Source organism: Bacillus sp. FSL M7-0307 (genome assembly GCF_038627835.1).
GTDB classification, from domain to species: domain Bacteria; phylum Bacillota; class Bacilli; order Bacillales; family Bacillaceae; genus Bacillus; species Bacillus altitudinis.
Window position 1 is genome coordinate 2944922 of record NZ_CP152023.1, and the last position, 25950, is coordinate 2970871.

Annotated in this window: 31 protein-coding genes and 1 riboswitch; of the genes, 7 read left to right on the forward strand and 24 right to left on the reverse strand. The window is 42.2% G+C overall.

Annotation, left to right across the window (positions count from 1 at the left end; translation table 11 throughout):
- Nucleotides 1-174: 174 nt before the first annotated feature.
- The 19 genes from sufB to MHI41_RS15265 all read right to left on the reverse strand — a co-directional run bounded on the left by sufB (nucleotide 175) and on the right by MHI41_RS15265 (nucleotide 17155).
- Nucleotides 175-1572 carry a Fe-S cluster assembly protein SufB gene (gene sufB, locus MHI41_RS15175; protein WP_007500362.1) on the reverse strand — a complete coding sequence of 466 codons (1398 nt, stop codon included), beginning with the start codon at nucleotides 1570-1572 and terminating at the stop codon, nucleotides 175-177.
- 17 nt (nucleotides 1573-1589) lie between these two features.
- The gene (gene sufU, locus MHI41_RS15180; protein ID WP_008347017.1) at nucleotides 1590-2036 is read right to left on the reverse strand and encodes a Fe-S cluster assembly sulfur transfer protein SufU; all 447 of its coding nucleotides are present in this window, start codon (nucleotides 2034-2036) and stop codon (nucleotides 1590-1592) included.
- Complete coding sequence (locus tag MHI41_RS15185) at nucleotides 2026-3246, reverse strand: cysteine desulfurase (RefSeq protein WP_268358815.1); 1221 nt, start codon at nucleotides 3244-3246, stop codon at nucleotides 2026-2028. Before MHI41_RS15185 ends, sufU begins: the two co-directional genes overlap by 11 nt.
- Nucleotides 3246-4559 (reverse strand): Fe-S cluster assembly protein SufD, encoded by a 1314-nt coding sequence (gene sufD, locus MHI41_RS15190; RefSeq protein WP_272511096.1) that lies wholly within the window; start codon nucleotides 4557-4559, stop codon nucleotides 3246-3248. The genes MHI41_RS15185 and sufD overlap by 1 nt, the downstream gene beginning before the upstream one ends.
- A gap of 18 nt (nucleotides 4560-4577) precedes the next feature.
- A complete protein-coding gene (sufC, locus tag MHI41_RS15195) occupies nucleotides 4578-5363 on the reverse strand; it encodes a Fe-S cluster assembly ATPase SufC (RefSeq protein WP_007500355.1) in 786 nt (261 codons plus the stop codon).
- Between the two features lie 210 nt (nucleotides 5364-5573).
- A complete protein-coding gene (locus MHI41_RS15200) occupies nucleotides 5574-5711 on the reverse strand; it encodes a hypothetical protein (protein ID WP_008356693.1) in 138 nt (45 codons plus the stop codon).
- 215 nt (nucleotides 5712-5926) lie between these two features.
- A complete protein-coding gene (locus MHI41_RS15205; RefSeq protein ID WP_003212803.1) occupies nucleotides 5927-6295 on the reverse strand; it encodes a carboxymuconolactone decarboxylase family protein in 369 nt (122 codons plus the stop codon).
- A gap of 153 nt (nucleotides 6296-6448) precedes the next feature.
- The gene (gene metQ / locus MHI41_RS15210) at nucleotides 6449-7270 is read right to left on the reverse strand and encodes a methionine ABC transporter substrate-binding lipoprotein MetQ (protein ID WP_007500351.1); all 822 of its coding nucleotides are present in this window, start codon (nucleotides 7268-7270) and stop codon (nucleotides 6449-6451) included.
- Between the two features lie 14 nt (nucleotides 7271-7284).
- Nucleotides 7285-7953 carry a methionine ABC transporter permease gene (locus MHI41_RS15215; protein ID WP_268448441.1) on the reverse strand — a complete coding sequence of 223 codons (669 nt, stop codon included), beginning with the start codon at nucleotides 7951-7953 and terminating at the stop codon, nucleotides 7285-7287.
- Nucleotides 7946-8971, reverse strand: coding sequence for a methionine ABC transporter ATP-binding protein (locus MHI41_RS15220; RefSeq protein WP_008347032.1), 1026 nt, complete (start codon nucleotides 8969-8971; stop codon nucleotides 7946-7948). Before MHI41_RS15220 ends, MHI41_RS15215 begins: the two co-directional genes overlap by 8 nt.
- Nucleotides 8972-9126: 155 nt before the next feature.
- A riboswitch (SAM riboswitch) is annotated at nucleotides 9127-9235 on the reverse strand.
- Between the two features lie 102 nt (nucleotides 9236-9337).
- A complete protein-coding gene (locus tag MHI41_RS15225) occupies nucleotides 9338-9679 on the reverse strand; it encodes an SCP2 sterol-binding domain-containing protein (RefSeq protein ID WP_008347033.1) in 342 nt (113 codons plus the stop codon).
- Between the two features lie 120 nt (nucleotides 9680-9799).
- Nucleotides 9800-10102, reverse strand: coding sequence for a thioredoxin family protein (locus tag MHI41_RS15230; protein WP_007500346.1), 303 nt, complete (start codon nucleotides 10100-10102; stop codon nucleotides 9800-9802).
- A gap of 11 nt (nucleotides 10103-10113) precedes the next feature.
- Nucleotides 10114-10458: a toprim domain-containing protein gene (locus tag MHI41_RS15235; protein ID WP_008347035.1), complete on the reverse strand. Its 345-nt coding sequence runs from the start codon at nucleotides 10456-10458 to the stop codon at nucleotides 10114-10116.
- Between the two features lie 127 nt (nucleotides 10459-10585).
- Nucleotides 10586-10822, reverse strand: a complete 237-nt coding sequence (locus MHI41_RS15240; protein ID WP_008347037.1) for a YusG family protein — start codon at nucleotides 10820-10822, stop codon at nucleotides 10586-10588.
- A 44-nt stretch (nucleotides 10823-10866) separates the two neighbouring features.
- On the reverse strand, nucleotides 10867-11250 hold the full coding sequence (gcvH, locus tag MHI41_RS15245; protein ID WP_008347039.1) for a glycine cleavage system protein GcvH: 384 nt from the start codon (nucleotides 11248-11250) through the stop codon (nucleotides 10867-10869).
- A 66-nt stretch (nucleotides 11251-11316) separates the two neighbouring features.
- Entirely contained in the window at nucleotides 11317-11673 is a 357-nt protein-coding gene (locus MHI41_RS15250) for an arsenate reductase family protein (RefSeq protein ID WP_008356673.1), read from the reverse strand.
- Between the two features lie 110 nt (nucleotides 11674-11783).
- The gene (locus tag MHI41_RS15255) at nucleotides 11784-13565 is read right to left on the reverse strand and encodes an acyl-CoA dehydrogenase family protein (RefSeq protein WP_052320613.1); all 1782 of its coding nucleotides are present in this window, start codon (nucleotides 13563-13565) and stop codon (nucleotides 11784-11786) included.
- Nucleotides 13566-13579: 14 nt separating this feature from the next.
- A complete protein-coding gene (locus tag MHI41_RS15260) occupies nucleotides 13580-14755 on the reverse strand; it encodes an acetyl-CoA C-acetyltransferase (protein ID WP_008347045.1) in 1176 nt (391 codons plus the stop codon).
- A gap of 12 nt (nucleotides 14756-14767) precedes the next feature.
- Nucleotides 14768-17155 (reverse strand): 3-hydroxyacyl-CoA dehydrogenase NAD-binding domain-containing protein, encoded by a 2388-nt coding sequence (locus MHI41_RS15265; protein WP_342494285.1) that lies wholly within the window; start codon nucleotides 17153-17155, stop codon nucleotides 14768-14770.
- A 199-nt stretch (nucleotides 17156-17354) separates the two neighbouring features.
- On the opposite strand from MHI41_RS15265, the gene MHI41_RS15270 reads away from it, so the two are divergent.
- Genes MHI41_RS15270 through MHI41_RS15280 form a run of 3 tightly spaced genes read left to right on the forward strand, consistent with a single transcriptional unit; the run spans nucleotide 17355 to nucleotide 18114 of the window.
- A complete protein-coding gene (locus MHI41_RS15270) occupies nucleotides 17355-17492 on the forward strand; it encodes a YuzL family protein (RefSeq protein WP_008347049.1) in 138 nt (45 codons plus the stop codon).
- 10 nt (nucleotides 17493-17502) lie between these two features.
- Entirely contained in the window at nucleotides 17503-17754 is a 252-nt protein-coding gene (locus tag MHI41_RS15275; RefSeq protein WP_342494773.1) for a hypothetical protein, read from the forward strand.
- A 12-nt stretch (nucleotides 17755-17766) separates the two neighbouring features.
- The gene (locus MHI41_RS15280; protein WP_007500333.1) at nucleotides 17767-18114 is read left to right on the forward strand and encodes a spore coat protein; all 348 of its coding nucleotides are present in this window, start codon (nucleotides 17767-17769) and stop codon (nucleotides 18112-18114) included.
- A 31-nt stretch (nucleotides 18115-18145) separates the two neighbouring features.
- Here the strand turns inward: MHI41_RS15280 and MHI41_RS15285 are convergent, their stop codons facing one another.
- The 3 genes from MHI41_RS15285 to MHI41_RS15295 all read right to left on the reverse strand — a co-directional run bounded on the left by MHI41_RS15285 (nucleotide 18146) and on the right by MHI41_RS15295 (nucleotide 19892).
- Nucleotides 18146-18397 carry a YusU family protein gene (locus tag MHI41_RS15285; protein WP_008347055.1) on the reverse strand — a complete coding sequence of 84 codons (252 nt, stop codon included), beginning with the start codon at nucleotides 18395-18397 and terminating at the stop codon, nucleotides 18146-18148.
- A 72-nt stretch (nucleotides 18398-18469) separates the two neighbouring features.
- Nucleotides 18470-19300 carry an ABC transporter ATP-binding protein gene (locus MHI41_RS15290; RefSeq protein WP_008347057.1) on the reverse strand — a complete coding sequence of 277 codons (831 nt, stop codon included), beginning with the start codon at nucleotides 19298-19300 and terminating at the stop codon, nucleotides 18470-18472.
- A 145-nt stretch (nucleotides 19301-19445) separates the two neighbouring features.
- Nucleotides 19446-19892, reverse strand: coding sequence for a YusW family protein (locus tag MHI41_RS15295; RefSeq protein ID WP_171465740.1), 447 nt, complete (start codon nucleotides 19890-19892; stop codon nucleotides 19446-19448).
- Between the two features lie 113 nt (nucleotides 19893-20005).
- On the opposite strand from MHI41_RS15295, the gene MHI41_RS15300 reads away from it, so the two are divergent.
- On the forward strand, nucleotides 20006-20848 hold the full coding sequence (locus tag MHI41_RS15300; RefSeq protein ID WP_342494286.1) for an oxidoreductase: 843 nt from the start codon (nucleotides 20006-20008) through the stop codon (nucleotides 20846-20848).
- Nucleotides 20849-20889: 41 nt separating this feature from the next.
- Here the strand turns inward: MHI41_RS15300 and MHI41_RS15305 are convergent, their stop codons facing one another.
- Nucleotides 20890-22260 carry a trypsin-like peptidase domain-containing protein gene (locus tag MHI41_RS15305; RefSeq protein WP_342494287.1) on the reverse strand — a complete coding sequence of 457 codons (1371 nt, stop codon included), beginning with the start codon at nucleotides 22258-22260 and terminating at the stop codon, nucleotides 20890-20892.
- A gap of 337 nt (nucleotides 22261-22597) precedes the next feature.
- Here MHI41_RS15305 and MHI41_RS15310 point away from each other — a divergent pair, with 337 nt between their 5' ends.
- Together MHI41_RS15310 and MHI41_RS15315 are read left to right on the forward strand one after the other, a co-directional pair.
- On the forward strand, nucleotides 22598-23272 hold the full coding sequence (locus tag MHI41_RS15310) for a response regulator transcription factor (protein ID WP_058213630.1): 675 nt from the start codon (nucleotides 22598-22600) through the stop codon (nucleotides 23270-23272).
- Nucleotides 23269-24600 carry a HAMP domain-containing sensor histidine kinase gene (locus tag MHI41_RS15315; protein ID WP_065461027.1) on the forward strand — a complete coding sequence of 444 codons (1332 nt, stop codon included), beginning with the start codon at nucleotides 23269-23271 and terminating at the stop codon, nucleotides 24598-24600. Before MHI41_RS15310 ends, MHI41_RS15315 begins: the two co-directional genes overlap by 4 nt.
- 20 nt (nucleotides 24601-24620) lie before the next feature.
- Here the strand turns inward: MHI41_RS15315 and spxO are convergent, their stop codons facing one another.
- On the reverse strand, nucleotides 24621-24785 hold the full coding sequence (gene spxO / locus MHI41_RS15320) for an anti-adapter protein SpxO (RefSeq protein WP_008347070.1): 165 nt from the start codon (nucleotides 24783-24785) through the stop codon (nucleotides 24621-24623).
- Nucleotides 24786-24977: 192 nt separating this feature from the next.
- Between spxO and MHI41_RS15325 the strand changes: the two genes are divergently transcribed.
- Nucleotides 24978-25856 carry a TetR/AcrR family transcriptional regulator gene (locus MHI41_RS15325; protein ID WP_342494288.1) on the forward strand — a complete coding sequence of 293 codons (879 nt, stop codon included), beginning with the start codon at nucleotides 24978-24980 and terminating at the stop codon, nucleotides 25854-25856.
- Nucleotides 25857-25950: the final 94 nt, after the last annotated feature.

Here is a 25950-nt window from a genome sequence, read left to right on the forward strand (position 1 = left end):
AACCCCAGTATCATTCAATAAAGTTTTTTTATTCATAGTCAACTTAGATGTAACCAATGAAATAGAAAAAGACGAACTTAAAAAGTTCGTCTCCTACACTAAAAGGTCTCTTGACCGGCACAAATTCGGCACGCTTCATCAACCTCTTATATCAATCATTTTCAATCCTCTGTATTAACCAATCGAACCTTCCATTTCAAACTTAATCAAGCGGTTCATTTCAACGGCGTATTCCATTGGCAATTCTTTTGTGAATGGCTCGATGAAGCCCATGACGATCATTTCTGTTGCTTCTTCTTCAGAAATTCCGCGGCTCATCAAGTAGAATAGCTGCTCTTCTGATACTTTTGATACCTTCGCTTCGTGCTCTAATGAAATGTTGTCGTTTAAGATTTCATTGTAAGGAATCGTATCAGATGTTGATTTGTTATCCATGATGAGTGTGTCACACTCGATGTTTGAGCGTGCACCCTCTGCTTTGCGTCCGAAGTGAACGATTCCGCGGTATGTGACTTTACCGCCTTGTTTCGAAATCGATTTCGATACGATCGTTGAAGATGTGTTTGGTGCAAGGTGAATCATTTTTGCACCTGCATCTTGGTGCTGACCTTTACCTGCTAGGGCAATACTTAATGTCATACCACGAGCGCCTTCACCTTTTAAAATGACAGCTGGGTATTTCATTGTCAGCTTAGAACCGATGTTTCCATCAATCCATTCCATTGTTGCATTCTCTTCACATACTGTACGTTTTGTCACAAGGTTGAAGACGTTGTTTGCCCAGTTTTGAATCGTCGTATAACGGCAGTAGCCGCCTTTTTTGACGATGATTTCAACAACCGCACTATGAAGTGAGTTTGTTGTGTAAACTGGAGCTGTACAGCCTTCTACGTAATGCACATGTGCGCCTTCATCAACGATGATCAGTGTACGCTCGAACTGACCCATGTTCTCAGAGTTGATTCGGAAGTATGCTTGAAGTGGTGTATCTACTTTTACGCCTTTTGGTACGTAGATGAATGAACCACCAGACCATACAGCCGAGTTAAGCGCAGCAAATTTGTTGTCAGTCGGAGGAATGACTTTTGCCCAGTGCTCACGGAAGATGTCTTCGTTCTCTTTTAATGCACTGTCTGTATCTTTAAACACAATGCCTAGATCTTCAAGATCTTGCTTCATGTTGTGATACACAACTTCAGATTCATACTGAGCAGATACACCTGCTAAGTACTTTTGCTCTGCTTCAGGGATTCCAAGCTTATCAAAGGTTTGTTTGATTTCTTCTGGTACTTCATCCCAAGAACGCTCAGAGCGTTCTGATGGTTTTACGTAGTACGTAATTTCATCAAAGTTTAATGCATTTAAATCTCCGCCCCATTGTGGCATCGGCATGTTGTAAAAGTGCTCAAGAGATTTCAAACGGAAGTCGAGCATCCACTGAGGCTCTTCTTTCATACGAGAAATTTCTTCAACGATCTCTTTTGTCAGTCCGCGCTCTGAACGGAAAATGGAAACGTCTTTATCAGAAAAGCCGTATTTATATTCACCAACATCTGGCATTTTTTTAGCCATCCATTTTCACTCCAATCTTATGATTTGCCGTTATCTTCGGCAGATGCGCCTTTTTCAAGCGCCTTCCAGGATAATGTTGCACATTTGATGCGCGCTGGGAATTTTGCGACTCCCTGCAGCGCCTCAATGTCACCAAGATCAATGGAATCGTCGTATTCTTTTCCTAGCATCATATCGGAGAAAATCTGAGACATTTTCAAAGCTGTTTCAATATCTTTCCCTTTAATCGCCTGCGTCATCATAGAGGCAGATGCCATCGAAATCGAGCATCCTTCTCCTTCAAATTTCGCATCGATGACTTTTTCGTCTTCGATTTTCATCGTGAGACGAATGCGGTCACCACACGTTGGGTTGTTCATATCGACGACAATGCTGTCGTTTAACACACCTTTGTTTCTCGGATTTTTATAATGATCCATAATCACTTGTCTGTACAGTGTGTCTAAGTTTACATTAAAAGACATTCGTAAAATACTCCTTTGTCTTACGGAGCGCTGCCATGAGCTCGTCAATCTCCTCTTCTGTATTGTACAGATAGAAGCTTGCTCTTGCAGTCGCTGATACACCAAGCCATTTCATGAGCGGCTGTGCACAGTGATGTCCAGCACGAATGGCGATACCTTCCGTATCTAGAACAGTTGAGGCATCATGAGGATGGACGTCGTCTAAGTTAAACGTCACAAGTCCAGCTCGGTGTTGCGGTCCGTAAACCGTGGCACCTTCAAGCTCCTTAAAGCGCTCAAGTGCATAAGTCGCAAGCTGATGCTCGTAACGGCTGACTTCCTCCATTCCGATGTCATTTAAGAAATCAATCGCTTTTCCGAGTCCAACTGCTCCTGCAATAATCGGTGTTCCCGCTTCAAATTTCCACGGCAGCTCTTTCCATGTAGAATCATATAGATCCACAAAGTCGATCATTTCACCGCCAAACTCAGCAGGCTCCATATTATTCAAAAGGTCCTTCTTCCCGTAAAGAACACCAATGCCAGTCGGTCCACACATTTTATGCCCAGAGAAAGCGAAAAAGTCACAATCTAGATCCTGAACATCAATTTGCATGTGCGGGGTGCTCTGGGCACCATCGACGACGATAATTGCACCGTGATCGTGAGCAATCTTTGCGATGTCTTTAATTGGGTTGATGGTTCCTAATACGTTTGAGACATGTGTGACAGCAACGATTTTCGTTTGATGTGTGATGGTTTGCTTCACATCTTCAAGCGACAGCGTGCCGTCTTCCTGTAACGGAATATATTTCAATGTGGCGCCAGTTGCTTTTGCTGCCTGCTGCCAAGGGATGATATTCGCATGATGCTCCATATGCGTAATGACGATCTCATCGCCTTCTTTGAGGTTTGCTCTTGCATAGCTTATTGCCACTGTGTTTAGTGCGGTTGTTGTACCTCTAGTAAAAATAATCTCCTGGACAGAAGAAGCACCAATGAATGCTCGAACTTTCTCTCTTGCACCCTCGTATGCGTCCGTTGCTTTTGTGCCAAGGGTATGAACACCCCGGTGGACGTTCGAGTTGTAAGACCGGTAATACTCATTCATTGCATCAATGACAACTCGTGGTTTTTGAGATGTCGCTGCACTGTCCAAATACACCAAATCATGTCCGTTCACTTGCTGATGAAGGATTGGAAACTGCTCACGAACGTCTTTGATATTCATTATTTTACTTTCCTTTCAATCACAGAAACGAGCTGCTTTTTAACTCCTTCAATCGGCAGTTCTTTGACGACTGGATTTAAGAAGCCATAAATGACAAGTCTTTCTGCATCTTCTTTGGAAATCCCGCGGCTCATGAGGTAATAGAGTTGAATTGGATCAACACGCCCAACAGAAGCAGCGTGCCCTGCTGTTACATCATCTTCATCGATTAAAAGAATTGGGTTAGCGTCACCGCGTGCTTTCTCACTCAGCATGAGAACACGAGATTCTTGCTCCGCATTTGACTTCGTTGCGCCATGCTCGATTTTACCAATTCCGTTAAAGATAGAGGATGCTTGATCCTTCATGACACCATGCTTCAAGATATACCCTTCAGAGTTTTTACCGAAGTGGATGATGCTTGTTGTGAAGTTTTCCGTTTGATTCCCGCGGCCAACAACAACTGATTTCGTATCTCCGAATGTACCGTCGCCCATAAGCTTCGTGATGTTTTCAGACACGACATCTCCATCATTCATCAGACCAAGCGCCCATTCGATTTTACTGTCACGACCATTTGCCATACCACGTCTATTCACATAGACTGTCACACCTTCTGCAAGGTTATCCACTGCACCGTAAGTGACGCGAGCATTTGCACCTGTGAAGACTTCAGACACGATATTGAAGATCGCTTCTTCTGGTGTTGCCGTACTGATGTAGTTTTCGACATATGTCACAGCACTATGATCGTCTGCTACAACGATGACATGGTTGAACAACGTTGTTTCGTCATTTTCATGAAGATAAACGGCTTGAATTGGTGCTTCAAGCTCTACGTTTTTCGGTACATAGAGGAAAGCTCCGCCATTCACTAAAGCAGCATGTAGAGCTGTTAGTTTGTGCTCATCCACTTTCACTGCATCAGTCATGAAATATTTCTTCACTAGCTCTCCATGTTCGCGAATCGCTGTATGGATATCAGTGAAGATCACGCCTTTGTCTTTTGCTTCAGTAGAAAGAGACAAGTATGCTGGCGTTTGATCACGCTGAATATAGACTGTCTTATCTGTGTCCTCTAAATCAATAAGAGACTTCACTTCTTCAGGAAGCTCTTCTAAAGATCCAAATGGCGCACTTTCGATTGTATGCTGTTTGAAATTGGTTAAATTCCATTTAGAAATATTCGTTTTGTCAGGCTTTGGCATTGGAAGGTCTTCTGCTTTTTCAAGAGCCTGTAAGCGAAGGGAACTCATCCATGCCGGTTCCTGATGCTTCTCGGAGAAGCTTTTGACATAATCTTGATCTACTGATAATTTCGTTTCTAATGTCATCAATAATCCTCCTAACGCTTACGCTTCTTGACCAACAGTTTCGTCTTCAATTCCTAACTCTTTTTTAATCCAGTCATAACCTTCTGCTTCTAGACGCTGAGCGAGTTCTGGTCCACCAGATTTCACAATACGCCCTTGCATCATGACATGAACGTGATCTGGTGTGATGTAGTTCAATAGACGCTGATAGTGAGTGATCATTAAGCAGCCGAAGCTTTCGCCGCGCATTTTATTAATCCCTTTAGAAACAACTTTCAGTGCATCGATATCAAGACCAGAGTCGATTTCGTCAAGGATGGCGATTTTTGGTTCAATCATCATTAATTGAAGAATTTCGTTACGTTTTTTCTCCCCACCTGAGAAACCTTCGTTTAGGTAGCGCTGTGCCATATCTGGGTCCATTTCAAGGAATTCCATGTTTTCGTCCATTTTGCGGATGAATTTCATGAGAGAGATTTCATCACCTTCTTCTCTGCGTGCGTTAATAGCCGAACGAAGGAAGTCTGCATTTGTTACACCACTAATTTCAGATGGATATTGCATTGCAAGGAAAAGACCCGCTTGAGCGCGCTCATCTACTTCCATTTCAAGAACATCTTCGCCATCAAGCAAAATGCTGCCTTTTGTCACTTCATACTTAGGGTGGCCCATGATAGCAGCAGATAAAGTAGATTTACCTGTACCGTTTGGTCCCATTACTGCGTGGAATTCTCCACCTTTTATTTCTAGGTTTACACCTTTTAAGATTTCTTTCCCTTCAATCTCAACGTGCAAGTCCTTAATTGTTAATGTCGAAGCAGTCATATATCGATACCTCCAAAATAATCATTATTCTCAATTTATTCTCATTCTAATTTTATAACAAATTAAAAGTGAATACAACACATTCACGACAAGCGTGAGAGGATGCTCTCAAAATTCTAACAAAAAATACAGGTAGATAAAAGGATTTATGTCGAAAAGACTGTTTTCATAAAGAAAGGGCGGGAAACTGTTCTCCCCGCCCCTTAGCTATCAATAGCCTCGTATATTCATTTTTGCGAGCTGTCTTTTCTCATCTCGATAGGACTGCTCTCGTTTAAGTTCTACTTTCATTCGTAAGTCATGGTCTCTTTCGTACTCTGCATAACTCATGCCATGAGATTGATGCATGGCCTTTTCCATCTCGGCGGTATAATCCAATCCCAGTGTACTCTGGTCCGAACAAATAATAAACCATTCCCTTCTTTGAGTGTAGCTCCATTGTATCAAAGGCATGCTGCTTCACTCAAAAAGGATATGACGCAGTATACTGGCATATTTTCTCACACACTTGGCTGAGAAGAACTCAACTCCCTGATATGGAAAAATACCACCTTATCCTTCCCTTAATGCGTCTGTCCTCCAAATTCATCAATACATTGCTGAACAACTGTGATGCCTTGACTTAGCGCAGCACCGCCGCCAAACGCTGCAGCCACACTGACGACCTCCAGCAAATTCTCTTCTGTTGCGCCTTGGTCGAGCGCTCCCTTTGTATGATAAATCATGCAATATTCATCCTGTGCATGAATGCTGATGCCAAGGGCAATCATTTGTTTTTCTTTTTGCGTTAATGAATCGCTCTGGAAGCACTGCTCCGTAAATTCATTGAATTTCTTGCCAAACACCGGCATTTTCTTCTGAAATTCACCCATTGCCGTTTTATAATCCGTCAGTGATTGCTGCATCGATCCGCTCATATGTTGTTCATTCATCTTCATTCCATCCCTTCAGGTCATTTGTTCGTTTTTATTATGAGCGAGATTTGAAAAAATACACAAAAAAACCTCGCTTTGATGAAAGCGAGGTTGCAGATTATTGACAAAGGGCTAAAATGATCTTTATTTTAGCCCTTTGTCTTCTTTTTGTTATTCAGATACAGGCAATACTGCACCATCATACTTTTTGTCGATGAATTCTTTGATTTTATCAGAGTGAAGAACTTCCATTAATACCTTAATCTTCTCTGATTTTTCGTCACCTTTGCGAACAGCGACGATGTTTGCATACGGGTTGTTTTTCGTTTGCTCAAGTTCGATTGAATCTTTTTTCGGATTCAATTTATTTTGGATCGCATAGTTGACGTTGATAAATACAGCGTCGCCTTCACTGTTTTCATAAGCTTTTGCTGTTAGTTCAGGAGCAATTTTTTTGAATTTCAGGTTCTTCGGGTTTTCTTTGATGTTTTTGACTGTTGCGTTGATTGTATCTACTTTTGGATCAAGCTTGATCACACCAGCATTTTGTAATAGAGCAAGCATACGTCCTTGCTCAGCTACGTTGTTTGTCATGATGATCGTGCCGCCGTTTGGAATATCTTTTACTGATTTGTATTTCTTAGAGTAGATACCGAAAGGCTCAAGGTGAACGGCACCAGCACTTACTAGGTTGTAATCTTTGTTTGATTTATTTTCTTCGTTTAAGTAAGGGATATGTTGGAAAAAGTTCGCATCCACTTCTTTTTCAGCTAATGCTTTGTTGTACATTTTATAATCGCTCAGTACTTTCACTTTTAGATCGTAGCCTTTTTCTTTTAGAAGTGGTTTTGCTTCTTCAAGAATCTCGGCATGTGGTGTTTTTGAAGCTGCAACCGTGATGGTTTTGTTATCGCTTGCGTTATTTGATGAACCGCAAGCAGCTAAAATGCCTGCAAATGCTAGAAATAGTGCACTTAAAATCAATTTCTTCATGAATAATTCCTCCCTTAACGTTTATCAATTTTATTTGTAATCAAATCACCGATTATTTGAATGATAAAGACGATGATCAGAATAAACACAGTGGCTACAAGTGTGACATCTGTATTACCAGATTGGTATCCTTCTACATAAGCAAGGTCACCTAGTCCGCCTGCTCCAATTGCTCCTGCAATCGCAGTAGAGCCAATCAGAGCAATCGCTGTTACAGTAATTCCTGAAATAAGGGCTGGCAGTGATTCTGGAAGCAATACTTTGAAAATAATGGTCGACGTTTTTGCTCCCATAGATCGTGCTGCTTCAATGACTCCTTTGTCTACTTCACGCAGTGCAATTTCAACAAGACGTGCGTAGAAAGGGGCTGAGCCAATGACAAGGGCTGGTAATGCTGCATTTGGACCTAAAATTGTATGCATTAAAAATTTCGTAAACCCTAGTAAAAGAATAATTAAAATGATAAAAGGAATCGATCTGAAAATGTTGACGACTCCGCCGATGACAGCATTGATCGGTTTATTTTCCCAAAGACCGCCTTTTCCTGTAAGGAAGAGCAGCAGGCCAAGAATAATGCCGATCACAAAGGCAAATGCCAATGAAATGAGTGTCATATACACCGTTTCACCCGTCGCGTTCCAAATAACCTCTAGATCAACGTTCGGAAACCATTTCTCAAACATGTGTCATCACCTCGATTTCAACCTGTTTGCTTTGGATATAGGCGATGGCTTTTTTAACTTCGTTCTCGTCTCCATTTATATGGATAAAGAGTGTTCCAAACGCGCCTTCCTGCGTTTGAGAAATCTTTCCTTGCAGGATGTTCACATCGACCTTGAAGGATCGAATGATTTCCGTGATCAGCGGCTGTTCGGCAGAATCTCCAATAAAGGACAACCGGACGACCTGACCTTCTTTTACTCTCTCTAGGACGTGCTCGATCGTTTCTTTTGCTTCTTCTGGTTCAGCAAGCTGTTTCACGAATCGCTTCGTCATTTCTTCTTTCGGCTGTCTGAAGACACGTAATACTTCGCCTTCTTCGACAATACGGCCATTCTCCATCACTGCCACACGGTGACAAATTTTGCGAATGACGTGCATTTCGTGTGTGATCAATACAATGGTGAGTCCTAGTCGTTTATTAATATCGGCTAAAAGCTCAAGGATGGAATCCGTTGTTTGTGGATCAAGCGCAGAAGTGGCTTCGTCACATAGCAGAACTTTTGGGTCATTCGCTAATGCTCTCGCAATCCCTACACGCTGCTTTTGCCCGCCGCTGAGCTGAGAAGGATATGCATTTTCTTTTCCTTCTAAACCGACCAATTTAATCAGTTCGTTTGCACGAGCTCTCCGTTTTGACGTTGGTACACCTGCGATCTCGAGCGGGAACATAATATTTTGTCTCACTGTTCTTGACCAGAGCAAGTTAAAGTGCTGGAAAATCATGCTGATTTCTTGTCTTGCTTTCCGAAGTTTCGCATTCGATACTTCATTGATCCGGTTGCCTGCCACTTCAACGATTCCTTCTGTTGGCAACTCCAGACCGTTTAATAGGCGAATCAGGGAGCTTTTCCCAGCGCCGCTATACCCGATAATTCCGAATATTTCACCTTTATCGATATCCAAGTTGACGTCTTTCACGGCATCAACATTTCCGCTTTTTGAATGATACGTTTTTGATACATTCTGTAAATGGATCACAGTCTGTTCACCTGCTTTCTTGCTGAATCTATAGGTTGCCATCACATACGTTCATTTATTCTTCCGACTGTTATGACTCTAGCCTGACGCAAGGTCAGTAAAAAAGACCTAACTGCAACGCAAGCAGAAAGGCCTTTTATATCAAATACGCCTTTCTCTCATCTTTCAAAGCGTTGCGGCTTTGAGTGAATTGGCACCAATTTCAGCTATGCTGACGGTTGCCGGGTTTCATAGGGCACGTCCCTCCACCTCTCTTAATAAGAGAAAATATGTTGTTTTATGTGATGTTCATGTTTTTACTAACGTAGAATATCATGCTATCTGAGATATGTCAACGCTGTAAATCGCTAATTTCCAAGTAAACGACTACGTTATCATTTTTCGAAAAAAACCGTTCGTCAGCCAAAGTACCGCTTCTAGTCTAAGAAGTGCTCGAAATGAGCCTTTCACTTTCACTTGTCCTCTGCTGATCAGCTGCTGTAAGGACATGTCTCCATCTAATAATTGCAAAATCTCTTTTCGCTCACCATAAAAGATGAGATCCGATAACTCAATTGCAGGTAGTTTCTTCACTTCACCACGTTCATCCACAATCAATGTACAAGAGTCCGTTTCCGCCTCAAATGTAATCTTCAAGGATGATGATGAGAGCAACGGCTTTAACAATAATCGCTGCCCTGCACTTCCATGGGCTTTCACATTTTCCACATGTATAACCTCCCTGTCATTTGGTTATACATAACATTTCTCTACAAACATCGGCTTGTCCTTTATAAATAGCTCGACAAATTTTCAAATGAATTGCTTGAAATATGACAAAAAAACGCTTTATTTAGCGGTTTCAATCATTTCGTGAAGATATGGAACGGAGTGAAAGGCATAGCCTTTTTGCACGATTTCACCCTTTTTAAACAGGAGAAAGCAAGGGACACTTTCGATCTCAAATGCTTTTGCAAAACTTGGCGAGTAATTTAAATTATTCTCATAAAAAGGAACTTCCGGCTGCATGGCATCAACCACTGCCAGCATCTTCTTTGCCAGCTGGCATGTTCCGCAAAATGGTGTATATAAGTACAAAAGAAATAAATCGTCCTCTATCTCCTTGAATTCATGCTCTTCAATCTCTTTCATATACGTCACCCTTATAAATATTTCGAATGAACATCAATGTTTGCAGCTAATAGAATAGATGCAATATGGGCTGACGGTGAAGCGGCCACTTCGCGGTACGTTCTGTCGACAAAAAGATGCAGTGCTTCAGGGAATTCTTTTCGAAATTGCTTCCGCAGTTTGTCGCCAGCATCGTCACTGTCTGCTAATATGTAAACGTCTTTCCCGAATAAATCGTCCACAAGCTGATCCAGCTTCGAAGTACTGATCGTGCCATTGGTGCAAATGATGGTAACAGGTTCACTTATGACTTCTTTTAGCTTCTGTTTATCTGATTTACCTTCTACAATGATGACCTTTTCTATCTCGACATTCATCACGATCACCCGGCCCTTTTGACGTTGATTCACTTCTTCCTTAGATTACAATCTTTCATTCAGGTTGTAAAGATTGGGCAATTGATCAACAAAAAGACTGCAGCAATCACTGCAGCCTTATCTGTGATCAGCACCAACCATTTTCATCGTCACAGTCTACATATTTTTCAGTCCCATGGGTCAACGTATCTGACAGACGATAAAAACGGTTTTGATCATAGGAATAACCTGATTTTAATTCATATTGATTTTCACTAATCATCGTGCCAATCTCTTCGTTTTGATGGTAAAGCACCATGCCGCTCTCTTTGAATCGTCCAGTGACATGCTCTGTTATATCCACCTGTTCTTTTTGAAAAGACAAATTGGACACCCCCCATATAGGTAGAGTGTCCAATTTCACATGAATTAGTCTTCTTTTGTCATTTCTTCATATTGCTCAGCTGTCATTAAGTTCTCGATTTCAGACGCATCCGCTGGCTCTACTACGATCATCCAAGCTTTTTCGTATGGAGAGTCGTTGACGAACTCTGGGCTGTCATCAAGCTCATCGTTTACTTCAACGATTGTGCCGTTAATCGGTGCGTATAGTTCAGAAACTGTTTTGACTGATTCTACACTTCCGAAAGGCTCGTCCGCTGTGATTTTGTCCCCTACTTCAGGAAGCTCAACGAACACGATATCCCCTAGCTCAGATTGAGCAAAATGCGTAATACCGATACGCACCTTATCTCCTTCTACTTTGACCCATTCGTGTTCTTCTGAATAACGTAAATCTTTTGGTGTGCTCATTTCATACCCCTCCAGTCTTTTCTTACAATCTATATTGAAGATACCACAATCTGAATGAAAGTTACATCATTTCCAGACGCTTTTAAATGTATCTTCATTAAATCCAACTGTCACTCGTTTGCCGTCTGTTGTTATTGGACGCTTGATTAGCATTCCGTTAGACGCAAGTAATTCAAGCTGTTCGTCCTCTGACATTGCAGGAAGTTTATCTTTCAGCTGCAGCTCTCTGTATTTCTGACCGCTCGTATTAAAGAATTTCTTCAGCTCTAAACCGCTTTTTTCGTAAAGGGCTTTTAATGTTTCTTTATCAGGCGTCTCTTCGACGATATGTATGCTGTTGATGTCTTTATTGTGTTCTTCCAGCCATTTCTTTGCTTTTCGGCATGTACCGCAAGATGGGTATTCGTAAAAATCTAAAGCCACCATTTTCACCTCCTGCAAATAGTGACAACATTTTATCACAAAACATGTTAAAAACCTAAATGTATGCTTACAAAAAGGTGCGACATGATATCCGCACCTTTTAAGCCGTCTTATACGATATATTTCTCTGCTTCAAAGATTCGTTTCGCCACCTCACGCTTTTTCGCAATGACATTCATTGGCGTGAATCTTGTCAGCTTGCGAAGGGCTGACAGACTCATACGGAGTGAATCTCCTTCTTCCATGGCAATCAATGATTCTTTCGCATGAGCTTCAATCTTTAAAAAGGCTTCCTGCGTGAAAATTTGTGTATACGCAAGCTTTTGTGCATTTTTTTCTGCGCCTGATGCAGCAATTGCTTTTTCCGTACGCAAGACCGCCGACTCAGCAGCAAAGAGTTCATTGACGATATCTGCTATATTCACAAGGATTTCTTGCTCTTTATCTAATGCTTTTCCATACTTCATCGCCGCCATTCCAGATACCATTAAGGCGATCTTTTTCGCATGGGAAAGTAAGTATTTCTCTTGATCAAGCGGCTGATCACCCGGCTCTTCCGGCATCATCATCATCAGCTCTTCCTGCAGGGTTTGCGCTTTTTGAAGAAGCGGAAGCTCTCCTTTCATCGCTTTCTTCAAGAATGTGCCTGGCACAAGCAATCGGTTAATTTCGTTCGTTCCTTCAAAAATACGGTTAATTCGTGAGTCGCGATAGGCTCTTTCGACTTCGTATTCTTGCATGAAACCATATCCGCCGTGAATCTGCACACCTTCATCCACAATGTAATCGAGCGTTTCAGAGCCAAGCACTTTACAAAGAGAGCATTCAATCGCATATTCTGCGATGGATTGCGCAATTTGTTTCCCATCCTTTTGCTCCTCGTCACTTAACAGACCCATTCTTTGTTCAAATAACCCGACTGTGCGGTATACAGCACTTTCCATGGCATAGAGCTTTGCCGACATGTTGGCTGCTTTTTCGCCAATTAAGCTAAATTGAGAAATTGGTGTTTTAAACTGCTTACGCTGATTGGCATACTCTGCCGATAATTGAATGACTCGTTTTGATGCACCGATTGTCCCTACAGCCAGCTTATAGCGTCCAATGTTTAAAATGTTAAAGGCAATGACATGACCTCTGCCTGCTTCACCAAGCAAATTCTCCTTTGGCACTTCGGCATCTTCAAGGATTAACGTTCTCGTCGAGGACCCTTTAATGCCCATCTTTTTCTCTTCAGGTCCTGTTTTGACTCCAGGAAAATCCTTTTCTACGATGAAAGCAGAGAAGTGTTCACCATCAATCTTCGCATACACGACAAACACATCGGCAAATGCGGAGTTTGTGATCCATTGTTTTTCCCCATTGAGGACATAATGTGTTCCAGCTTCATTCAGGACTGCCGTTGTTTTCGCACCTAGCGCATCAGAACCTGACCCTGGCTCTGTTAGGGCATATGCCGCAATTGTTTCTCCAGAGGCGAGTCCTGGCAGGTACTTTTCCTTTTGCGATTGATTGCCGAACAGCACGATCGGCAAAGAACCGATCCCGACATGGGCGCCGTAAGAAAGAGAGAAGCTGCCTGCTCTTGCAAATTTTTCAGTAATGATGGCTGAGCTGATTTTATCTAGCCCCAGCCCGCCAAATTCCTCAGGAACATCCGCACCAAGCAGGCCAAGCTCTCCAGCCTTTTTCAAGAGACGAACAGAATGCTCGAATTCATGATTTTCAATTTGATCTATATGCGGAACGACATCTTGTAAAATGTAATCTTCTGTTGTTTTCCCGATCATTTGATGTTCATCAGAGAAATCCTCTGGTGTAAAGATATGCTCATAATTCGTCTCATCAATTAAGAAACTGCCACCCTTTTTTACATCTTCCATTGCTTTCATCCTGTTTTCCCCCTTTAGATCAATTCAAAAATGCCTGCCGCTCCCATGCCCCCGCCGATACACATCGTCACAATACCAAATTGTTCATTTCGCCGTTTCATTTCATGAATGAGGGACAGCGTGAGTTTCGTTCCTGTACAGCCTAGCGGATGTCCTAATGCAATGGCGCCGCCGTTGACATTTACCTTCTCTTCATCGATCCCTAAATGACGAATGACTTGAATCGCCTGAGAAGCAAATGCTTCATTTAATTCAAACAGCCCGATGTCCTTCAGCTCTAGACCAGCGATTTTCAGTGCACGCGGAATGGCTTCAACCGGCCCAATTCCCATGACTTCAGGTGGTACACCGCCAACAGCAAACGCCCTGAACTTGGCGAGCGGCTGAAGAGAAAGAGAAGATGCTTTTTCGCGATCCATCATCATGACACATGCCGCTCCATCACTCGTCTGCGAAGAGTTTCCTGCAGTCACTGTGCCTTTTGTTGAGAAGGCAGGTCGTAACGTTGAGAGAACCTCCTCTGTTGTGCCCGCTCTGACACCTTCATCTTGTGAGAACGTAAATTGGCGTTCTTCTAGTTGATACTGCTCTCCTACCCGTCTTTCTGTCACATCAACGGGAACAATTTCATCTGAAAATTTCCCTTCTTGAAGTGCCTTTGCTGCCTTTTGATGGCTCCTCACCGCAAAAGCATCTTGATCTTGTCGTGTGACCTGATACTTTTGCGCCACTTGCTCCGCTGTGTGGCCCATGCTCATATAGTATTCAGGCGCTTGCTCTGCCAAAAGAGCGTTTGGACGAATGGAGTGACCCATCATTGGGACTTGCGACATCGATTCGACGCCTCCAGCTAAAATGGTTTCTGCCTGCCCAAGCATAATTCGTTCACCCGCATAAGCAATTGACTGCAGACCTGAAGAGCAATAGCGGTTAATGGTAATAGCAGGTACTGTATATGGCAAACCTGCTAACGCCCCAATATTCCTGGCCACATTCAGCCCTTGCTCTGCTTCTGGTGTCGCACATCCGATGATTAAATCATCGATTGTTCCATCATAATCACCGGCACGCTTTAGCGTTTCTTTTACACACAATGCGCCCATATCATCAGGTCTGACATGTTTTAATGATCCTTTTTTGGCTTTCCCTACTGGTGTTCTTGCGCCAGCTACAATCACTGCTTCTCTCATTTTGACTCCCCCCTAGTTACGTAAAGGTTTTCCTTTAACGAGCATGTGCTGCATGCGTGCCTGAGATTTGACTTCCCCTACAAGACTTAAAAAGGCTTCTCTTTCAAGCTCTAATAAATATTGTTCATCCACCTCTGTACCAAATGGCAATTTGCCGCCAGAAATGACATGCGCTAGTTTTTTCGCAATGGTCATGTCATGGTCTGAAATGTATCCAGACAACCTCATATTTTCAGCAGCCAGCACCATTGCTGCGTAGCCTGTTTCCCCCATCACAGGCACCTTTTGCATCAGTGGTGCACGATAACCCGCTTCATCAAGAGAAAGAACGAGTTGTTTCGCATCATGGATTAAATGATCACCATTCATGCTGATCCGGTCATTCACTCGAAGCATCTTCATATCACGCGCTTCCTCTGCTGATGTAGATACCTTTGCCATCGCAATGGCTTCAAAGGTTTGTAGCGCAGCATCTTGGATCGCAGTTGCTGATGGCTTTTCCGCTCCTTGCAGATGGCGAATATAGAGTTCTTTGTTTCCGCCTCCGCCCGGTATGAGTCCGACTCCCGCTTCAACAAGCCCCATATACGTTTCACTGGACGCTTGGATAGCGGCTGCTGGTAGACAAAGCTCCGTCCCTCCGCCAAGTGTCATACCAAACGGTGCAGCCACAACTGGACGGTCACTATACTTCACCTTCATCATCGCCTGCTGGAACCTGCGAATGACAAAATCAATTTCAAAGAAGTTGTCGTCCTGTGCTTCCATTAAAATTAAGGCGAGATTCGCACCAACACAGAAGTTCTTTCCTTGGTTGCCGATGACCAGCCCTTTATAATTCTTTTCCGTTTCATCTACAGCACGGTTGATCATATCAATGACATCAAGCCCAATGGCATTGCTTTTCGAATGAAATTCAAGCAAGGCAACATCATCCCCGATATCGATCAAGCTTGCACCCGTATTTTTAAAAATGACATCGTGTTTCTTTTTCAATCTAGCTAATGAAATATTCTTGTCGTTTCCCTTTTCCTGTTCATAAGCACCATTCTGATAAAATGCACGGTCTCCTTCGGCATTTTCTTGATAGAACGTGTCATGTCCTTTTGAAAGCATATCTTGCACCCACGACGGGATGCTATGCCCTTCCGCTTCCATTCGACTGACGGCTTTTTTCACGCCAATCGCATCCCACAGCTCGAACGGGCCATGCTGCCAGCCAAATCCCCATTTCATGGCGTTATCAATGGACTGAATATCATCCGCAATGTCGCCTTTTAGATGAGCTGAATAAAGAAGAACAGGTGCGGTCATATTCCAAAGCAATTGCCCAGCACGGCCGTCTTGATAAATAAGCGCTCTCAATTTCGCTTTTGTCCCCTTTTGCTGCTTGGCAATGTCAATGCCCGGATCCTTCAGCTTTGTCCGTTCTCCGTATGTGAGTGTGACAGGATCAAGCTCTAAAATGGTCTTTCCGTTTTTTTGATAAAATCCTTGCCCTGCTTTGCTGCCGATCCACCCTTTTTCAAGCATTCTTTCCATAAACTCAGGCAGCTGAAAAATATCTTTTTCCTTTCCTTCTACCTGTTCATACACATTGCGGGCTACATGAGAAAATGTGTCGAGTCCCACCACATCAAGTGTGCGGAAGGTCGCACTTTTCGGTCTGCCAATGAGTGGACCTGTAACAGAATCGACCTCTCCGATCGTGTATTTGTTCTCAAGCATTTCACGCACTGTGACAAGAAGCCCATAAGTGCCAATTCGGTTGGCAATAAAGTTCGGTGTATCTTTTGCTTCGACCACACCCTTGCCAAGTACATCTTCAACAAATGTTTTCATATATGAGAGTACTTCTGGATCTGTTTCTTGAATAGGAATTACTTCTAACAGCTTTAAATAACGAGCTGGGTTAAAAAAGTGAGTGCCTAAAAAGTGGCGTTTAAAATCAGCTGATCGGCCTTCTGCCATTTTTTCAACAGAAATACCGGATGTATTGCTGGATACGATGCTGCCTTCTTTGCGGTGTTCGTCGATGAGAGAGAATACGTGTTGTTTAATGCTGAGCTTTTCAGTCACGACTTCAATGATCCAGTCAGCATCGTGTAATAAGGAAAGGTGATCTGTGAGATTTCCGGGTGTGATGTATGATAGGTTTTTGGCTGAAGTAAGAGGTGCTGGCTTTTGCTTTAACAATTTTTTCATTGCGTCTTGGCTTAATCTATTCCGAACACTAGGGTGATCAAGCGTTAGCTTTTTTGCCGTTTCTTCCTTTGTCAGTTCATGTGGCACAATATCTAGCAATGTTACTGGTATCCCGATATTGGCTAGATGTGCAGCAATGCCTGAGCCCATGACACCTGAACCAATGACAGCCGCCTTGCGAATATGTTTGCCCATAAATATCCCCCTAAACATTTTGAATGAACAGTCATTCATTTTTTGTCCAAAAAAAAGCAATGCCTCTTTCTTTATCTTAAAAGATTTTCCGAAACAGTTCAATAGCAGATTTCAAAAATTTACACATTCTCATGCGTCTTTCTTTACAGCGTATGAATTAAAGACGAGGGGGAATTGTAAGAATGGAGGTGATGTCCACATGTCTCGTTTGCAAAAGAACCCATCAAAAGCAGGCGTAAGTGCTGCAAGTGTGAAAGGAAACGCAGGTCCATCACAAGAAGCAGACCTAGGTGGTAAAAAGACCAGTCAAAATCAGCAATATAAAAAGAAATCGTAAGGAGGAACACATCTTGAACAACCAGCAAATGAATATGCCCCCACAGGTGATTTCAGTAAAAGATTCCTTGTACCTAGAGGATATGCTGAACTGGAATTTGATTGCGATGAAAAATGCCCACTTTATGGCCGAGCATTGTCAGGATCAAACATTGAAACAAGAACTCAATCAAGTTGGTCAAATGCACCATCAGCATTACACACAAATACTTCAACATTTAGGCAGCTCAGGGCAAGGCCAGTCTTCTGGCTTTATGCAATAGGAGGTAACAGACATGGAACAGCAAAACCAACAAAAAATCGGGAATCCACAAACGCCGGTTCCAACAACGACAAACATGAACGATCGCGACTTTGTCACAGACCTTTTGTCGACTGAAAAATATATGACAAGCGGATATAACACAGCGCTCAATGAATTCAGCCATGAATCTCTTTACCAAGATATTCAGCGAATTGCGCTAGAAACACAAAAAACGCAAAGACATTTATATGATGTCATGTTCAAATATGGCTGGTACTCTGTCGAAGCTGCTGACCAGCAGAAGCTCCAGCAGGCACATCAAAAGTTCCAGCAAACACTGACAGATCAATCACCGTACGGATCATCACCTATGTCATAAAGAAAAACTGCCAGCTCGTACTGGCAGTTTTTTAACGGTCTTTATTCGCACGATGAGCTTCATTTAATTGTTTGATCCGCTGAATGGTTTCTTTGATGTCTTCTTTTGCCTCTGGATACGTGTCATTAAAATGCTTGGCTAAAGGCGGCATGCTTTTGGCAATATGAGAATAGATGATCCACTGCGTGACATCTCTTTTCAGTTCCTCATTCGTTTCACCAAGCAGCAGCTCTGTATATTTATCAAGCAGGCCTTCGAGCTTTTCATCTAATTCATTTCCCATTGGTATTCCGCTCCTTTTTTCAGAAAAAAGCCTGACTCTGCGTGTAACAGATGTCAGGCTTTTCACATACGATTATCTTGCAGCAAGAAATGTCTCAGCTTGTGCCTGTTGGACAATACAGCGTCCTCTGCCGTGCGGAATACATAACGGCGTTCCGAATAAAGGATCTGTTGTGACTTGGCAGTTCATATCAAAGACATTTTTCACAAGATCACAGTTAATGACAGTTTCCGGTCTTCCTTCTGCATAAATCGACTTGTCTTTAATGGCCACAAGGTGATGCGCATATCTGCAAGCGAGATTAAGGTCATGCAGAACCATGACAATCGTGCGCTGCTCTTTTTCATTTAAATCAAAAAGAAGATCCAGGATTTCAATTTGGTGCGTCATGTCTAAATACGTTGTTGGCTCATCTAATAGAATAATATCCGTCTCCTGAGCCAGTGTCATCGCAATCCATGCACGCTGCCTTTGTCCACCTGATAATGAATCAACCGTTCGATCAGCAAGGTCTTCCATCTTCGTTGACTTCAGTGCACGATTTACCGCTTCTTCATCTTGCTTTGACCATTGCTTCAGCCAATTTTGATAAGGATATCGCCCTTGCTTGACGAGCTGATGCACCGTTAATCCTTCTGGCGCTTCTGGTCCTTGCGGAAGAATGGCGAGCTGTTTCGCCACTTCCTTTGTTGGTAATTTTGCAATGGAATGACCTTCAAGAAGGACAGAACCACCCATTGGCTTCATGAGACGGGCCAAAGAGCGAAGTAGCGTGGATTTACCGCATCCATTGCTGCCAATAAATACTGTGATTTCACCCTTAGGGATTGACACATTTAGTTCGTCTATGATCATTGTTTCTCCGTAACCTAAGCTTAAACCTTCAGTAGAAATGGCACTCATTCCGCTCAAACGCTCCTTTTCTCATCCAAATTTTTTATATTGAATATCGTCTATGTAGACGTCAAAGATCACTTATCTCAATTTAGTGTATCAGATTTAAGTGATCTTGAAAATCATTTTCAATTAAAAAATGAGAAAGTCTCGTTTACTTTTTCTTTTCGAATGCGCGTTTTGTCCCATCTTCGAGCTTGATATCGACTCGTATCCGCTGATAATCATCATCTAAATTAAAAGCAGATAATAATTCATTGACATATGTTTCGTTCAGCTTTGCACTAGGAATCGACATATCATTGAGCTTCATCTTCATTTCACGTAAAGCTTCTTCTCCTTCATAGCGGACACCATTCATATGATCTCGAATTAGTGCTTCTTCTCTTCCACCAGCTTGACGATAGGTAGCTTCATATAATTCGCTTTTTTGTCCATATTGTACGTGCAATTGCAAATGCTGAAATGGCAATTCCTTCATTTGAACAGCTGACAGACTTTCAGCTTCTGCTTCATGTGGATGTTGTATTGGTTCGATTGAACGACAGCCAGACAGCATAAAGAACAGCACTCCTAGCAGTCCCGCCTTCTTCCAGCACATCATGTGTTTCCTCCTATTTCATAGCATCGTTTTTTATTCTTCTCCAAGCCCCTTTTCGTTATTCAATAAAACAGCAGACTATGGTAGATTAAAACAAAAAGGAGAACCGGAAGATGAATAAAACAGCCATTGTGACTGGTGCCAACAGCGGTTTTGGAAAACTCATCACACTGCGTCTCGCTCAGCAAGGGTACACTGTGATTGCTGGCGTAAGACAGGAGACCAATGCGAAAAATCTTGCCGAAGAAGTAAAGAACGCCGCTTTATCCGAATCAATACATATTGAAGCATTAGATGTGACAGATACACAGTCCATTCAAGCATTTCAGAAAAGGCTTAATGCCTATGCTCCAATTCACTTGCTTGTGAACAATGCGGGAACGGCCTATGCTGGTTTTGCTGAAGAGGTGCCTGTTGATCAGTACCGAGAGCAATTCGAAGTCAATGTCTTTGGTGTGATGGAAATGACACAAGCAGTCCTTCCGTTGATGACGAGCGGTGCAAAGATATTCAATATGAGCAGTATCAGCGGACTCATGGGAATGCCCGCACTCTCTCCATATGTATCGTCAAAGTTTGCGCTAGAGGGCTATACAGAGAGTTTGCGAATTGAGCTGGCTACGTTTGGCATTCAGGCCGCTTTGATTGAGCCGGGTTCTTTCCAAACGAACATTTGGAACACCTCCATGAATGAGCAAATGACGCCGCCAGCAGAAGGTTCTAAATACACAGCTATTTATGAAAAAATGATGTCCTATATAGAGGCGCAAAAAAACAACTATGGAGATCCTGGCGAAGTTGCAGAGCTTGTGGTTTCGCTTGCAGAGAAGAAGCGGCTAAAAAAGCTAAGGTATCTTGTCGGGAAAGGTGTTCGGCTTTCATTCATAGCAAAGCAGCTCTTGCCTTGGAATGTATGGGAAAACATTATTTTACGGACACTATCCTCAAAAAAATAGGCACAAAAAAACAGGTGAATCTTTTATCCACCTGTTTTCTTTTATTCGTTATCAGACTGCCCAAGGGTAATATCAATATTTTTATTCTTTCCATCACGGATGACAGTCATTGTCGTTTTATCGCCAATTTTTGTTTCTTTATAAAGGATTTCTTTCAGTTGTGAGCTGTTCGCTACATCTTTTCCTTTGAACTTGATGATGACATCTCCAGACTTCAAGCCTGCTTTTTGTGCAGGAGATCCTTTAGAAACATCTTTTACATAGATGCCTTTACCGATTTGTTTATCAAATAGGCCAAGTGTATTTTCCTGATATGTTTCAGGCACTTGCTCCAGGTCAATCATTTGTACGCCAAGGTAAGGACGTTCGACTTTTCCATTTTTCAACAGCTGATCTACGATCGGTTTTACATCGTTACTTGGGATCGCAAATCCGAGTGATTCTACTCCGCTTTCGCTAATTTTCAAGCTGTTGATGCCGATGACTTGACCGTCTGTATTGATTAGCGGACCGCCACTGTTTCCAGGGTTAATGGCTGCATCTGTTTGAAGCACATTCATCTCAACGGTTCCAGATGATGTATTGGCTTCAACGGTACGATCGAGACCACTAATAATCCCTTCTGTTACTGTACCAGAGAACTGCGCACCGAGCGGGTTCCCGATCGCAATGACTTTGTCTCCAGCACGAAGCTTAGAAGAATCTCCAAAACTTGCAACTTTATCAATGCCGTCAGCATTTATTTCCACGACAGCTAAATCTGTCATTACGTCACTGCCGACAAGCTTCGCATCTTTTGTTTTTCCATCGTATAGTGTGACCTTTAATTTATTGGCACCCTCGACTACATGGTTATTTGTGATAATGTATGCTTTTTTGCCATCTTTTTTGAAGATGACACCAGAACCCGTTCCAGCTTCTGCTTCAGTTGAATCACCGCTAAGACCGAACGAGTTTTGTGTAGATTGATAGTTTGAGACCCCTACAATCGTCGGCTCTAAATCTTCTACCATATCAGCAACATTCGTCGCATTGGTGATTTGTTTTGTTGAGAAATTTTCAGATGAAGCCGGTTCGCTTGATGCTGTTTGGGTTTGAGTGTTTGCCGCTGTATCTTGCGACTGCGGTAAAAGCGGTGTAATGCCAAGCACAAGACCGCCGCCAATAATCCCTCCAAGAATAGGACTCAGCCATGCAGCCTTCCGTTTTTTCTCCTTTTTAGACGAACGGTCATCAATCACTTGAGGAGATTCGTTTGTCACCCTCTCTTGAGAGGCAGATGCTTCGTTTTCATGGTGGTGAAAAACGAGTTCTTTCTCTTTTTCTGGTTCTTCTATTTGTTTCTCATTCTCTTGATGTGTGTGTTCTTGATCATTCATCTTTTTCTCTTCATCTTCTCTTCGGAAATCCATCGCTTGCACTCCTTTGCATCATTTTCATGAAATGCTTCATTCATATGTCTAGATAGGACTCATGTCCTCTTAATGGCAATATCATTGAAAAATTCTTTATGACAATATGTCAAATTATATAATACTTATTCATAGAAAAAAAGCAAGGTGCGCACATTGGTGAAAAGCACCTATTCATTAGCCTTTTGTCTATGCCCTTTTTTCCCTTGAGCTTATCATAAACAAACATTATGGGATAATGATGAGAAGAATATGTGAAATTGTGAAAAAAGCGTGTGATTGTTGACATGCCGCCTTTGTATCCCGTTATAATGACGTTGAGAGGATGTGGAAGACTTTGTCGTACACCATTTATTTAGTTGAAGATGAGCAGAATTTAAATGAACTGTTGACCAAATATTTAGAGAGTGAAAATTGGAATGTTTCCTCTTTTTTAACCGGAGAAGCGGCACGCAAAGCAATGAACAAGCCCCCGCATCTATGGATTTTAGATATTATGCTGCCTGATACAGACGGCTACACACTCATTAAAGAAATCAAAGCAGCCTCGCCTGACGTACCGGTCATTTTTATTTCGGCACGTGATGCAGATATTGATCGTGTGCTTGGCTTAGAACTCGGGAGCAGTGATTATATTGCGAAACCCTTTCTCCCGCGCGAGCTGATCATCCGCGTGCAAAAGCTGCTGGAGCTTGTATATAAAAACAGTGACACACCGCAGCAAAGCGTCACACCCGTTTCTTCCTATATCATTCATGAGGACGTAAGAGAGGTGTATGAAGGAGATCAGCTGATTAACTTAACGTCTAAGGAATTTGATTTACTGCTCTTATTTACCCATCATCAAGGACATGCCTTTTCCCGGGAAGATATCCTCGTCAAGATCTGGGGGCACGATTACTTCGGGACAGATCGTGTGGTCGATGATCTTGTCAGACGGCTGCGCAAAAAAATGCCTGACTTAAAAGTCGAGACCATTTATGGATTTGGCTATAGGATGCTAAAAGGATGAAGAACAAACCGCTCGCTTTTCAAATCTGGGTTGTCATCTCTGGCATTTTACTCACCATTTCGATTGTCCTGATCATTTTATTTTCAAATACATTACGCAGCTTCTTTACGAATGAAATTTATAAAAACATCGAAAACGAGCAGCAGGTGTTAACAGAATACCCTCTGAATCGAGACGGCTCACCAAAGTCGACACCAGAAAACCGCTCGGTTCAGCACATTCTGATTCCGTCAGATGAATTAAATCAAATGGCTCAGTTTTTCCCGCATGCCTTTATTGAAAAAGTGCAGTCCTTTGTTAAAAAACAAAAAAGCGCAACAAAACGCTATTCTGAAGAAGTGAATGGCCAGCATATCTTTTTTGTGATCAAAAAAGTCTCAACAGGCAATACACAATATATTCTCTTGTCATATGCACCCGATTCTTATCGAGATGACTTGTCCTTTACGCTTTTTAAACAGCTGATATTCATCTTAGGAACGGTTATTTTATTAAGCTGGATTCCTTCGATTTGGCTCGCCCGCTACTTATCACGTCCAATTGTTGCGTTTGAAAAGCACGTCAAGCGCATTGCACAAGAAGACTGGGACGATCCTGTGATTGTTGACCGGCAAGATGAAATCGGCAAGCTGGGGCATACGATTGAAGAAATGAGACAAAAGCTCATTCAAAAGGATGAAACAGAACGAACACTTTTGCAAAATATATCACACGACTTAAAAACACCTGTAATGGTCATCCGCGGTTATACGCAGTCTATTAAAGATGGAATTTTTCCTAAAGGAGATCTTGAACAAACGGTGGAAGTGATTGAAGGCGAAGCGGAAAAGCTTGAGAAGAAAATCAAAGATTTGCTGTATTTAACAAAGCTTGATTATTTATCAAAACAACATCCGGCGCATTCTCCCTTCCTTGTGAGTAATACAATGCTGGAAGTGGTTGACCGTTTACGCTGGTCGAAAAATGAATTGCAGTGGAACGTGGACTTAGATGATGAGGCTGCACTTGAAGGCGATCCAGAACAATGGAGCAAATTATTTGAAAATGTATTAGAAAATCAACTTCGCTACGCAAAAAATAAAATTGACATTCATATGAAGCAGGAAGAGGATCAAATCCGCATCGTTATTCGTAATGATGGCCCTCCAATTGAAGAACACATGCTATCCAGCCTATACGAACCTTTTAGTAAGGGAAAAAAGGGCGAATTCGGCATTGGATTAAGCATTGTCAAACGAATTCTTTCAATGCATCAAGCGTCCATATCAATTGAAAATGATGAACTAGGTGTACGCTATACGATCACTGTTCCAAAGAAGAGGCTGTAGGTTTTAAACCGCAGTCTTTTTTAGATGAATGAATACCCATTGAAATCACGGTATGTGGCTTTGATTTTCTTGCCAGCTTGATACATCCATTTCTTTTCAATGGTTGTCTCTTTCGGCATTTTGACTTTTTCTACTTGAATTCCTTTTGCTTTCAACCGTCTAATCATGTCATCGATTTCTCTCATGGAACATCATCCTTTCACATTTTTTGACCAGTTGGTCACCTTACTTTATAATATAAAGAATTACACTGTAAAAAACAAGTTACAATCTGATTAATTTTTGAAAAGTTTTGTCGTTTATGACCGATAAGTCACATCTCTTTGCGCACGTTTCCTAAGACATTTGTCTCTCGGTAAGAAAGGATGACATTCATATTGAAAAAGAAAGAAAAAATGATCATTGAGGCTGGTATGAAGTTATTTGCCAGCAAAGGCTATAATACAACGTCTGTTCAGGAAATTGCGGATGAATGCCACATGTCAAAGGGTGCGTTTTACCTTTATTTCAAATCGAAGGAAGCACTGCTTATTTCGATCTTGCATTACTATTACGATAAGGTATTTACCCGGATTCATGAGGTTCAAACAGAGGGTGGCACACCAAAAGAAGCCTACCGGAAACAGCTCACTGTCTATTACGATAATATTTTGCAGCAAAAGGATTTTATTAAAATGCAGCTAAGCGACAGGGCGCTCCCATTGAACGAAGAAACGCAGCAGCTTGCAAAGCAAATTCGGCTTGCGACGATTCAGCTGCACATTGATAACATGAAGCAAATGTATGGAGATGCAGCCATTCCTTATATGGCTGATCTATGTTTAACGATTGAGGGCATGAGTCACGTTTACTTTGAGCTTGCCATTTTATATGATTTTCAGCTCGAAGCAGAGGAGCTTGCCGCAACAATGATTCACCGTATTGATGATCTAATGGGCGGTATGATGAAGCGCAATGACCCTCCACTCATTTCTGTGGACCAAGCAAGCGACTGGTTCGGCCCGATTTATGAACGATCATTTGACCCGCTCACAGAATCTCTATTAAAAGAATTAAGAGAACTGGCAGAAGCACATTATGAAGTGAAAGACGAGCCAGATTTATTTGAAGCGCTTGGCATTTTAGAAAACGAGTTAAACAAACAAAAACCAAGACAAGTCATCGTCAAAGGCATGCTTTATCAATTGAAATTATACACACCGCTTCAGCCTGTCTCAGGCTCCTTATTACGCATTCTAAAAGAAGATCATTTATAAAACCCAGGGCTTGCTTGCCCTGGGTTTATGATTGTGACAAAAACAAACCATCAAACTTCTTTTCTGTGATTTCAGGGAGTTTCCATTAAAAAAA

Coding starts and splice junctions, on each gene's coding strand:
- metQ (WP_007500351.1), bottom strand. CDS start 7,270: ATGAAGAAATTGATTTTAAGTGCACTATTTCTAGCATTTGCAGGCATT.
- sufU (WP_008347017.1), bottom strand. CDS start 2,036: ATGTCTTTTAATGTAAACTTAGACACACTGTACAGACAAGTGATTATG.
- MHI41_RS15260 (WP_008347045.1), bottom strand. CDS start 14,755: ATGAGAGAAGCAGTGATTGTAGCTGGCGCAAGAACACCAGTAGGGAAA.
- MHI41_RS15265 (WP_342494285.1), bottom strand. CDS start 17,155: ATGGGCAAACATATTCGCAAGGCGGCTGTCATTGGTTCAGGTGTCATG.
- spxO (WP_008347070.1), bottom strand. CDS start 24,785: ATGAGAGAAATCGATGACATGATTAGACGGTTGAAAGCAAAAGGAATT.
- sufB (WP_007500362.1), bottom strand. CDS start 1,572: ATGGCTAAAAAAATGCCAGATGTTGGTGAATATAAATACGGCTTTTCT.
- MHI41_RS15230 (WP_007500346.1), bottom strand. CDS start 10,102: ATGAAAGAGATTGAAGAGCATGAATTCAAGGAGATAGAGGACGATTTA.
- MHI41_RS15315 (WP_065461027.1), top strand. CDS start 23,269: ATGAAGAACAAACCGCTCGCTTTTCAAATCTGGGTTGTCATCTCTGGC.
- MHI41_RS15185 (WP_268358815.1), bottom strand. CDS start 3,246: ATGAATATCAAAGACGTTCGTGAGCAGTTTCCAATCCTTCATCAGCAA.
- MHI41_RS15280 (WP_007500333.1), top strand. CDS start 17,767: ATGGAACAGCAAAACCAACAAAAAATCGGGAATCCACAAACGCCGGTT.
- MHI41_RS15235 (WP_008347035.1), bottom strand. CDS start 10,458: ATGAATGTCGAGATAGAAAAGGTCATCATTGTAGAAGGTAAATCAGAT.
- MHI41_RS15205 (WP_003212803.1), bottom strand. CDS start 6,295: ATGAATGAACAACATATGAGCGGATCGATGCAGCAATCACTGACGGAT.
- MHI41_RS15270 (WP_008347049.1), top strand. CDS start 17,355: ATGTCTCGTTTGCAAAAGAACCCATCAAAAGCAGGCGTAAGTGCTGCA.
- MHI41_RS15200 (WP_008356693.1), bottom strand. CDS start 5,711: ATGCATCAATCTCATGGCATGAGTTATGCAGAGTACGAAAGAGACCAT.
- MHI41_RS15290 (WP_008347057.1), bottom strand. CDS start 19,300: ATGAGTGCCATTTCTACTGAAGGTTTAAGCTTAGGTTACGGAGAAACA.
- MHI41_RS15295 (WP_171465740.1), bottom strand. CDS start 19,892: ATGTGCTGGAAGAAGGCGGGACTGCTAGGAGTGCTGTTCTTTATGCTG.
- MHI41_RS15255 (WP_052320613.1), bottom strand. CDS start 13,565: ATGAAAGCAATGGAAGATGTAAAAAAGGGTGGCAGTTTCTTAATTGAT.
- gcvH (WP_008347039.1), bottom strand. CDS start 11,250: ATGAGCACACCAAAAGATTTACGTTATTCAGAAGAACACGAATGGGTC.
- MHI41_RS15300 (WP_342494286.1), top strand. CDS start 20,006: ATGAATAAAACAGCCATTGTGACTGGTGCCAACAGCGGTTTTGGAAAA.
- MHI41_RS15285 (WP_008347055.1), bottom strand. CDS start 18,397: ATGGGAAATGAATTAGATGAAAAGCTCGAAGGCCTGCTTGATAAATAT.
- sufC (WP_007500355.1), bottom strand. CDS start 5,363: ATGACTGCTTCGACATTAACAATTAAGGACTTGCACGTTGAGATTGAA.
- MHI41_RS15215 (WP_268448441.1), bottom strand. CDS start 7,953: ATGTTTGAGAAATGGTTTCCGAACGTTGATCTAGAGGTTATTTGGAAC.
- MHI41_RS15305 (WP_342494287.1), bottom strand. CDS start 22,260: ATGGATTTCCGAAGAGAAGATGAAGAGAAAAAGATGAATGATCAAGAA.
- sufD (WP_272511096.1), bottom strand. CDS start 4,559: ATGACATTAGAAACGAAATTATCAGTAGATCAAGATTATGTCAAAAGC.